Origin of the sequence: Planktothrix mougeotii LEGE 06226 (assembly GCF_015207485.1) — a bacterium.
Taxonomy (GTDB): domain Bacteria; phylum Cyanobacteriota; class Cyanobacteriia; order Cyanobacteriales; family Microcoleaceae; genus Planktothrix.
In genome coordinates, this window is record NZ_JADEWU010000067.1 from 22,762 (window position 1) to 31,240 (window position 8,479).

General features: G+C 37.9%; 11 protein-coding genes and 1 pseudogene. 5 read left to right on the forward strand and 7 right to left on the reverse strand.

Annotation, left to right across the window (positions count from 1 at the left end):
• Window positions 1-336: 336 nt before the first annotated feature.
• Window positions 337-1,191 carry a cell division protein FtsQ/DivIB gene (locus IQ236_RS21395; RefSeq protein WP_193871149.1) on the forward strand — a complete coding sequence of 285 codons (855 nt, stop codon included), beginning with the start codon at window positions 337-339 and terminating at the stop codon, window positions 1,189-1,191.
• A 34-nt stretch (window positions 1,192-1,225) separates the two neighbouring features.
• Here the strand turns inward: IQ236_RS21395 and IQ236_RS21400 are convergent, their stop codons facing one another.
• A complete protein-coding gene (locus IQ236_RS21400; protein ID WP_193871150.1) occupies window positions 1,226-1,909 on the reverse strand; it encodes an SOS response-associated peptidase in 684 nt (227 codons plus the stop codon).
• 13 nt (window positions 1,910-1,922) lie between these two features.
• On the opposite strand from IQ236_RS21400, the gene IQ236_RS21405 reads away from it, so the two are divergent.
• Entirely contained in the window at window positions 1,923-2,417 is a 495-nt protein-coding gene (locus tag IQ236_RS21405) for a GNAT family N-acetyltransferase (protein ID WP_193871151.1), read from the forward strand.
• A 6-nt stretch (window positions 2,418-2,423) separates the two neighbouring features.
• Here the strand turns inward: IQ236_RS21405 and mtnB are convergent, their stop codons facing one another.
• The 3 genes from mtnB to IQ236_RS21420 form a co-directional block, all read right to left on the reverse strand.
• Entirely contained in the window at window positions 2,424-3,050 is a 627-nt protein-coding gene (gene mtnB, locus IQ236_RS21410; protein WP_193871152.1) for a methylthioribulose 1-phosphate dehydratase, read from the reverse strand.
• 135 nt (window positions 3,051-3,185) lie between these two features.
• Window positions 3,186-4,352, reverse strand: coding sequence for a RuBisCO large subunit C-terminal-like domain-containing protein (locus IQ236_RS21415; protein ID WP_193871153.1), 1,167 nt, complete (start codon window positions 4,350-4,352; stop codon window positions 3,186-3,188).
• Window positions 4,353-4,436: 84 nt separating this feature from the next.
• Entirely contained in the window at window positions 4,437-5,009 is a 573-nt protein-coding gene (locus tag IQ236_RS21420; protein ID WP_193871154.1) for a 1,2-dihydroxy-3-keto-5-methylthiopentene dioxygenase, read from the reverse strand.
• Window positions 5,010-5,217: 208 nt separating this feature from the next.
• Here IQ236_RS21420 and IQ236_RS21425 point away from each other — a divergent pair, with 208 nt between their 5' ends.
• Window positions 5,218-5,499 (forward strand): hypothetical protein, encoded by a 282-nt coding sequence (locus IQ236_RS21425; RefSeq protein WP_193871155.1) that lies wholly within the window; start codon window positions 5,218-5,220, stop codon window positions 5,497-5,499.
• A gap of 252 nt (window positions 5,500-5,751) precedes the next feature.
• Here the strand turns inward: IQ236_RS21425 and IQ236_RS21430 are convergent, their stop codons facing one another.
• Window positions 5,752-6,297: a helix-turn-helix transcriptional regulator gene (locus IQ236_RS21430; protein ID WP_193871156.1), complete on the reverse strand. Its 546-nt coding sequence runs from the start codon at window positions 6,295-6,297 to the stop codon at window positions 5,752-5,754.
• A gap of 3 nt (window positions 6,298-6,300) precedes the next feature.
• The gene (locus tag IQ236_RS21435) at window positions 6,301-6,573 is read right to left on the reverse strand and encodes a hypothetical protein (RefSeq protein WP_193871157.1); all 273 of its coding nucleotides are present in this window, start codon (window positions 6,571-6,573) and stop codon (window positions 6,301-6,303) included.
• 319 nt (window positions 6,574-6,892) lie between these two features.
• On the opposite strand from IQ236_RS21435, the gene IQ236_RS21440 reads away from it, so the two are divergent.
• Together IQ236_RS21440 and IQ236_RS21445 are read left to right on the forward strand one after the other, a co-directional pair.
• Window positions 6,893-7,345, forward strand: a complete 453-nt coding sequence (locus IQ236_RS21440) for a DUF29 domain-containing protein (protein ID WP_193871158.1) — start codon at window positions 6,893-6,895, stop codon at window positions 7,343-7,345.
• 202 nt (window positions 7,346-7,547) lie between these two features.
• Complete coding sequence (locus IQ236_RS21445) at window positions 7,548-7,838, forward strand: hypothetical protein (RefSeq protein WP_193871159.1); 291 nt, start codon at window positions 7,548-7,550, stop codon at window positions 7,836-7,838.
• A gap of 128 nt (window positions 7,839-7,966) precedes the next feature.
• Here IQ236_RS21445 and IQ236_RS21450 read toward each other — a convergent pair.
• A pseudogene (locus IQ236_RS21450) lies at window positions 7,967-8,479 on the reverse strand (DUF4335 domain-containing protein); the annotation flags it as partial.

Consider the following 8,479-nt stretch of genomic DNA (forward strand, 5'->3'; position numbering starts at 1 on the left):
TTTAACGGTCAACTCTTACTCTTAGTTTACCGACAGCAAGCCAGTTTTAGGATGAGGGGGATCACTCATCGGGGGGGACAGGGGACAGTTACATACAGAAAGGTTTATCATAATTTCCTGCGTGAAAATACAGATAAAATAAGGATTAAGAATACATTACAATCAAGTTAATACGGAAAATTGGCCTGTAATCTAATGGTAGAGAGCGATCGCTAAACTCCAACCGATCACAGACAGAGCCAGAGCGAATATGTTAAATTATCTGCGAAACCTTGAAATGATGGGGAATCAAAAACGAGTGGTGAGGTGGAAATCCTGGCAAATGGGTGACAAGCAATGACCAATCTGGGATCTGTTTCAACGAATGAATTAGGACGTCGGCGTCAGCAGTTACGACGTCAACGGCGGATTAAATTAGTTCAAGTGCTTTGGCAAGTTATGGCGGTCAGTAGTTTGACCGGAGGTTTATTTTGGCTGATTAATCAACCCATCTGGTTTATTCGCCAACCCGAACAAATCAAAGTTGAAGGAAATCAACTGTTATCGGATCAAATGGTTCGCTCTTTATTGCCCCTATCCTATCCCGAATCCCTGTGGAAAATTCAACCCCAAGCCTTAGCAGAAAGCCTAGAATCACGGGGACAAATTGCCTCAGCTAATGTGACTCGTCAGTTATTTCCTCCGAGTTTAATGATTAATATTCAAGAACGACAACCTGTTGCAGTTGCTTATCCCACCTCAAACATTTCTGATAATAGAAATAATCAGCAAATTGGATGGTTAGATGCGACCGGGGATTGGATGCCGTTGGAGAACTATACAGAATTAGAAAAATCGAAACAATTACCAAGTTTGAAAGTAATTGGAAATATTAACCAATATCATCCCTACTGGTTGCCCGTTTATCAAGCTCTAATTCGCAGTCCTGTGAAAATTCAGCAAATCAATTGGGAAGATCCCAATAATTTAATTCTGGAAACAGAAATTGGTACAGTTCATCTAGGCCCCTATAGTTCTAAATTTCCTGAACAGTTACGAGTGATTGATCGGATGAGAAATGTTCCTCAAAAATTAGATAAAAGCAAAATAATGTATTTTGATCTGAAAAATCCTAATCAACCCCTTGTACAAATGCGACCGGAAAGTACCGCCCAACGAACGGCTGCTGAGGAGGAATCAACGTCTAATTAAACTAAAAGAATCGGGGATATAAAAATCAGAAATATCACAATATTTCAACGGCTTCATCAAGGGGTAAAATACAATCCGGTTGATTATAGGTTGCACGATTAACTTTAGAACTCACCGGATAAACCTTTAAGCCAGGATTTTGTTGAACCCAGGATAAAATAGTTTCAGAATCCTTGAGAGTGGGATCAAGCCATTGAGAATAAACCCTAGGAGATAAAATAATCGGCATTCGTTCATGAACAGAACGAACGGTTTCGTTAGCAGCTTGGGTTAAAATTGTACAAGAAACAATTTCTTCTTTATTGGGATTGTTCCAACGTTCCCATAATCCTGCAAATCCAAAGGGTTGATGATTCTCTAACTGAAAATAATAAGGTTGTTTGGTTTTACCTTGATGTTGCCATTCATAAAATCCATCCGCTAAAATTAAACATCGTTGAGAACGAATTGCTTGCCGAAATGTCGGTTTTTCCGTAACGGTTTCTACCCTAGCATTGATCAGTTTGTATCCAATTTTTTCATCCTTTGCCCAATGAGGAATTAACCCCCAGTGCATAAATTGAAACTGTTGTTCTTGCTGTTCTAAATTATATCTAATTGTAGCAATTTTTTGAGCCGGAGCAATGTTATATTGAGGGATAAAATCAGGAACAGATGATACATTAAAGGTTTGAGCGATCGCTGTTTTTGAACAGACTAAACTAAAACGTCCACACATAATAAAATCCTCTATGACATCTGAAAAAATTAACCGAAATTCCCTCAATATTGAATTACCGAATAGCTGTGTTTTACGTCCAGCAACTCCACAGGATAGAATAGCAATTCTGTGGTTAGTCTTAAAAGCTCTGCTTGATCCCACTCAATTGCGTTGGCAACAATTTTGGGTGATAGAATCCCATAAACAAATTATAGCTTGTGGACAACTGCGACAGTTTACGGATGTTGAAGAATTGGGGAGTTTGGTGGTTAGTCGAGCTTGGCGAGGAAAAGGTTTAGGGACAATTTTAGTTCAGCATTTAATTCAAGAATCTACAAAACCCCTCTATTTAGAATGTGTCGGACAAAACTTGGCTAATTTTTATACTCGTTTTGGGTTTATCCCCGTCGAATTTTCAGATTTACCCGCTTCTTTGAAACCAAAATTGGGCATTTCAAACTGGGCAAAAATTTTATTGAAAATTCCGGTTATTTTTATGTATTGCGATCGCAAATTCAACCCCTAAGATTAATCAATGTTGAAAATTCAATCCAGCTTGACGGGCTGCGACAATATAACGAAAGATATATTCAGCCAATTCAACATGATTTTCTGTGGCTTCTGGAGAAGAAGCCCAAACCGTTACTCCATGATTTCTAATTAACAATGCAGGCACATCTGGGGTTGTTTGTTTAAACCGTTGAATAATAGCTTCAGCAATGCGAGGAACCTCTAAATAATTCTCAAAAACAGGCATATAAACTTTGGGGTTCTCTTCCCAAATTCCTAACCCTTTTAACATCTCAATAGGCGGTAAAGGCAATTGTTCATGATCAATAAAATTCGATACTAATTTGGCTTCTACCGAATGAACATGATAACAAGCGTTTGCTTCAGGAAATAAAGAATAAATCGCTTGATGAATACTGGTTTCTGCCGAAGGTTTATTCTGAGGAGAGGGATTTTCTAAGACTTCTCCCGTTAAGGATATTCTGACAAAATCTTCTGCAACTAATTTACCTTTTTGTTTACCACTAGCGGTAATCCAAAAACTATTATCCGGCATTTTAGCCGAAAGATTTCCAGCCGTTCCCGCCATCCAACCGAGTTGATAAAATTGACGAGACGCATGAATTAAAGCTTGACGAGGATCGTTCATGAAATCAGTTATCAGTTATCAGTTATCAGTTATCAGCCGGGACAATTTATCAATTATCCTGACTTAGGGAGGGGTTGGGTTCTGTATTTTATTATTGATCAAATCATAGGGTTTTCAACCTGCCCCTATAAGGGATTATGATTGGTTAAATTTTTCTAAGGCGCGACGTAGGGGACTGTCGGGTAAGGTTTCCCAATTGAAAGATTGATCAGCTTGATAATAATCCAAGGCTTGAAAGAAGGCTTGAACCCCCGCAGAGGGGCCATCGGGATGATCCATAATTCCCGTTCCCGCATTGAGTATGACATCTTGGCCATAATCCTTGAGCGCTTGAGGGACAATTCCGGGGTGAATTCCCGCAGAAGGGACAGGAAAAACGTTCCGCGATCGCAAAATATCCCTAATTTTCCCTTCTTCAGCCGGATCAAAGGGTAAACTGCCATAATGGGCCGGATATAATACCGCATCCGCCCCAGCATGGGCCATCAATGTTCCGAGGACAACGGAATAGGAAAAACCCGTATCACCAGAAGCACATAACGCCCCCGCCAAGGCAGGATGGGCAAAAATCGGAACATTCACCTCTGGATCGGCGGCAAGGGCTTCTAAGACCGAAAAACCGTAGGTGAGCACATTTAATAATAGGGCATTTGCCCCTTCTTTAACCAAAATTCGAGCTTTTTCTAATAGAGTTTGGGCGTTTCCGGTGACGTTCACCGCATACAAAACCGTGCGCCCCGTTTGTTGTTTAATACGGTCTAAAATGGGACGACAAGCTCTTAATCGTTCCAGGGTAGGGGCTGTTTCTAAATCCCCCATAATTTCATCATCTTTAATAATATCTAATCCTGCTGTTGCCACTTGTTCTAAAATAGCAGCATGATCTAAAGCTGAAAGTCCTAATGCGGGCTTAAAGATTGCCATGATTAAAGGACGATCAAAAACGTTTAATTGTTGACGAATTCCCGATATCCCAAATTTCGGAACACGACCATAATTATTATCGAGTCTAACCCCAACTATTTTACCAACTCCCGCCATAGAATATTTGCCAAAAATCATCGTTAACAAACTAGCAATATCATTTTCAACGTTAATTTCAGGAAATTGAACCGTTGCAATATTATAACCTTGTTCATCGGTTTTAACATTAATAACTTGGGCTAAATGCGATCGTAAACTATCTTCTCGATGGCTAAATCGTTCATCCCAAGTTCCAGCCGTTTGTCCAATAGCAATAACTGTCGCCTGACGCAACGCATCAATATTAGGAGGAAAACAATAATCAACTTCAATGGTCATGGTTTTCTATTCTAGCAATTATTATCATTGAAGTAGAGACGTTGTATACAACGTCTCTACAAATTAATTCAACGTCTGTACAAATTAATTCAAAGCTAAGGTTTTTTTCGGTCTTCTGGAAAAAATTCTGATTTCAGTATCCGTATATTCAGGAGTCCAACCTTCAGTAGTGGTAAAATAACGAACGGCTTTAATCCGTCGAGTTTCTGTTAAGTAAAACCAATGTTCTGTATTGGCAGGAACGTTAATATATTCTTCAGCTTCAACAGTTAATTCAACTTGGCTACCATCAGGACGGATAAAGCCAAATACTCCTTCCCCATCAATAATATAACGCACTTCATTATCAGCATGAATATGGCACTGTTCAAATTTGGCTAATAATGTTTCTAAGTTAGGGGTATCAGGATTAAGAACAATTAAATCACGGGACTGATAACCTGCTGTTTGCTTTAATTCTTCAAAATATTGATCTAAACCTTGCAGAACGATTTCTTTCTCTTCATTGTTCAATACAGGTTGATTGACTAATTCTACGACTTGAGCATCGGTTCCCACAGACCAATGGTTTAAGTGTATATTCAGATCCGCTAATTCTCGCTGAATTTCATCGAGTTGGGTATAGGTTGTTCCGTCTTCTAATTGTAAAACTGCCATGTTTCACCTCCGCAGTATTAATACTTTTTAATCACAAACTCTAATATTAGCAAAAAAATTCTGTGATATCCAATTCTAACGACTAATCTCTAGCTTTAAACAAAGCAAAGATAAAATTATACTCGATCTAGGCTCATAAGGGCAATATTGACAGTCTAGTTTGGAATCAATTAGCATGAGGTTGTAAGATTGAATAAAAAATCAAAATATGGACGTAAATGCCTTTCAGCCTGTATTTGATATGCTTGGCTTGTTTAAATCCCGGTTGATTTTCCTTTTGATAGCCCTCGGTGTATTTGCCGCCTTTGACTTTAAAGTCTTTTTAGGTTCATTGTTTATGGTGGCTGTCTTCATATCGTTGGGATACACTTTATCGCCTTTTTACCCTGGCTTAATGAGTTATTGCTATCATTATATAATTGCACTAGGTCTTGGCTTTCTTACCGGAAATATCGTCAAGTGGGTTAAGTCGATTTTGTGGGGTTATTAACAGGAGGAATTTCTCATAAATACAAAAATAAATTCCATCTGGGTTAATAAACAAGAAAACAGTTTGTTGTTGGGCTTTAGCCCCTAGAAAGATAGGCTGAAGCCCAACAACAGGCGAAGCTATTTTATTGATAGCAGTTCAGACGTTCGGATAAATTACTTTTAAGCTTTGTGTAGCTAGACATTTTTGCTTACTTCCTAGGTTCTACTAGGGAACCCTGTTAGGTAGAACCTAGCAATGAGAAATACTCAATTAAGCCAAATTTTGGCTAAAAAACTTAATCATTTTTTGCTTTTCTTCAGAATTAACTGTTTCCCACTCCCTAGCAATATTCAAATCTTTATTAACCTTCGATAATTCTAATAAATTCGGCTGAATTCTATTTCGGTAATTTTTCTCATTACATAACCAGTACAATATATCGGATAAGTGCCAGATTGAAGGAGTTCCCCCATAGATAGGCTGTGGAGATTTGAGTTCATCCTTGATCATCAAATTCCGAATATTTTGTCGCGTACATCCGAGCAATTTAGCAACCTCGGTTAAACTCACAAAATCAGGGCTAACTTCAGTCAAAACTGCCTGGGGAATAGCCCGTTTCACATCCCGAATTGCACTATAAACCGCTTCTGTTGCTGATGAAGATTCTCGGATAAAGTTGAGAGCAATTCTTCCCTTTTTCCCAATTCCAATTAAGGCATCATCACAACCTTCTGTTGCTAAAGTCTCTAAATAATGATCGAGATTGACTTGAGTATCTGGAAGATTAAAGTTTAAAATAAAATCATATTCTGGCATTTTTTAATTCTCCTCTTCCTCTTCCTCTTGTGCTTGATGATGAACGGTGCAGTTATCAATAACACGACGAATTAGTTTAGCATGATTGCCTGCATTTTTAGGGGTACTCCAAACGCTGACAATACAAAATTCTCCACAGCGACAATCCTTGTTATTATAAGGACAGTAAATTTTTCCCCACGCATGAGATCCACCCACTTCAATACGCCATCCATTTTGTTCAGCATATTTTAAGGCTGCTTCAATATCTGGTTTAGGATGTTTTTTCCTAGACATAAAAGTTTGAGCTTGTATAAATTATAGTTTATTGTGTTTAAATTGTCAAGTGACAACTTATTATAACTGGGATGGAGTGAATGATTTTGCCCGGTTTTTTCTGATTCCCTGGTTCTACCTGGGAACTCTATTCAGGAGGCTCTGCCTCTTGTTAACAGCAGGCGGAGCCTGATTAAAGTATTGCTAGGTTCTACCTAGCAACAAGAAAAGGAATATCTCTAAGATACTTTGTTCCGCTCAGTATGACAAGATGAATCAATGGGCGATCGCTTTTCAACTCCGTTAAAATTAAATTGTGATCAAAATTTAGGTTATAATCATGACCCAAACTTCATTAAAAACCCTTTATGATATTGATTTTGCACTGTGGATTGAAGAGACAGTTAATCAGTTAAAATCTCGAAATATTGAAAATTTAGATTGGGACAATTTAATTGAGGAGATCGAATCTTTGGGGAAGCGAGATAAACGGGAATTAGAAAGTCAGTTAACAACATTATTTGAAGACGCTTTGAAACGGTGTTATATTCCATTATCCTCTTGTTATCGAGGATGGGAAGTCACCATTAATAGAACTCAATCCCATTTAAGAGATATTCTTGCAGATTCACCGAGTTTGAGCAATTATTTACAGGAAATTTATTTTAATTGTTACCTGGAAGCATTGAACAATATGCAGGTCGAATATGATGCAGAATTTCCTAGTATTTGTCCGTTTCCCCAGGATGTAGACATTTTATTAACCGGGAAATTGTGGGAAACACAGGAATGATATTTTATAAAATAACGTTAAAGGAATTCTGGGCTGTATATTTTACGGCTATAGAAACCTTAGATACCAAATTTTAGGGTTTTTTCTTGATTCCAAGGCAAACTTTTAATTATATTCGATCTAAGTTTATAGTTGCAATATTGACACTCCAGCTTAAAACCCATTAGCATGATTCTGTAAACATTGAATAAAAAATCAAAATATGGATACAAATACTTTACAGCCTTTTTACGATATGCTTGCTTTATTGAAAAGCGGGTTCATGGTTTTCTTTTTCCTGATAGGTATATTTGCTGGATTTAAGTTGGATTTTTTCGTCGGTTTATTGTGTATGTTTTTTAGTGTGGTTTTCTTAGCCTTTTTTGGATACACTTTATCCCATTTTTCTCCAGGCTTAATGAGTGACTTTTATCATTATATAAAAGCATTGGGTCTTGGCTTTTTGGCAGCTAATATTGTCAAGCGTGTTACGTCTATTTTGTGGGGTTATTAACAGTCTGAATTTCTCCTAAAGACAAAAATAAATTCCATCTAGGTTAATAAAAAAGAAAACAGTTCGTTGTTGGGCTTTAGCCCCTAAAAACATAGGCTGAAGCCTAACAACAGGCGATGATAAAACCCCTAATTCAACGATTCTAAAAATGCTTGAACACTTCCATCCGGCTGCAAAACTAACCGAATTTTAGGGGTTTTTCCCGACTCCAAAGGAGACACAAACGGTTTTCCAATTTCAGGGAAATCTAATTGTTTTTGACGATTAACCGCAGGTTGACCCACCGGGTTAATACTCTGCAAAGAACCATCGGAATTAAGGGTTAAACTATATTGTAATGTGCGTTTTAAGTTTTTAGGCGGATACCAAATATTTTGAAAATAGTTTCTAACTTCTGCCACTTGCGGAATTTGATCAAATAAAGTGGTATCCTGTTGACGAGTAGCGGCAATACTGCGCGGACGTTTATTCAATTGAGCTAAATAATTCTCTTCATCAGTATTAGAATTTTCTGTAGAACTGTTTGAGGGTTTTTCAGCTTTTGTTTCAGGAGAAGGAACCTCTAAAATAACAGGGGTTTGTGCATTTTTTAAGGTGGGTAATTCAATGGTTTGGGGTGCAAAGAGTACCGGGGGAGATGG

Coding starts and splice junctions, on each gene's coding strand:
- IQ236_RS21395 (WP_193871149.1), top strand. CDS start 337: ATGACCAATCTGGGATCTGTTTCAACGAATGAATTAGGACGTCGGCGT.
- IQ236_RS21400 (WP_193871150.1), bottom strand. CDS start 1,909: ATGTGTGGACGTTTTAGTTTAGTCTGTTCAAAAACAGCGATCGCTCAA.
- IQ236_RS21405 (WP_193871151.1), top strand. CDS start 1,923: ATGACATCTGAAAAAATTAACCGAAATTCCCTCAATATTGAATTACCG.
- mtnB (WP_193871152.1), bottom strand. CDS start 3,050: ATGAACGATCCTCGTCAAGCTTTAATTCATGCGTCTCGTCAATTTTAT.
- IQ236_RS21415 (WP_193871153.1), bottom strand. CDS start 4,352: ATGACCATTGAAGTTGATTATTGTTTTCCTCCTAATATTGATGCGTTG.
- IQ236_RS21420 (WP_193871154.1), bottom strand. CDS start 5,009: ATGGCAGTTTTACAATTAGAAGACGGAACAACCTATACCCAACTCGAT.
- IQ236_RS21425 (WP_193871155.1), top strand. CDS start 5,218: ATGGACGTAAATGCCTTTCAGCCTGTATTTGATATGCTTGGCTTGTTT.
- IQ236_RS21430 (WP_193871156.1), bottom strand. CDS start 6,297: ATGCCAGAATATGATTTTATTTTAAACTTTAATCTTCCAGATACTCAA.
- IQ236_RS21435 (WP_193871157.1), bottom strand. CDS start 6,573: ATGTCTAGGAAAAAACATCCTAAACCAGATATTGAAGCAGCCTTAAAA.
- IQ236_RS21440 (WP_193871158.1), top strand. CDS start 6,893: ATGACCCAAACTTCATTAAAAACCCTTTATGATATTGATTTTGCACTG.
- IQ236_RS21445 (WP_193871159.1), top strand. CDS start 7,548: ATGGATACAAATACTTTACAGCCTTTTTACGATATGCTTGCTTTATTG.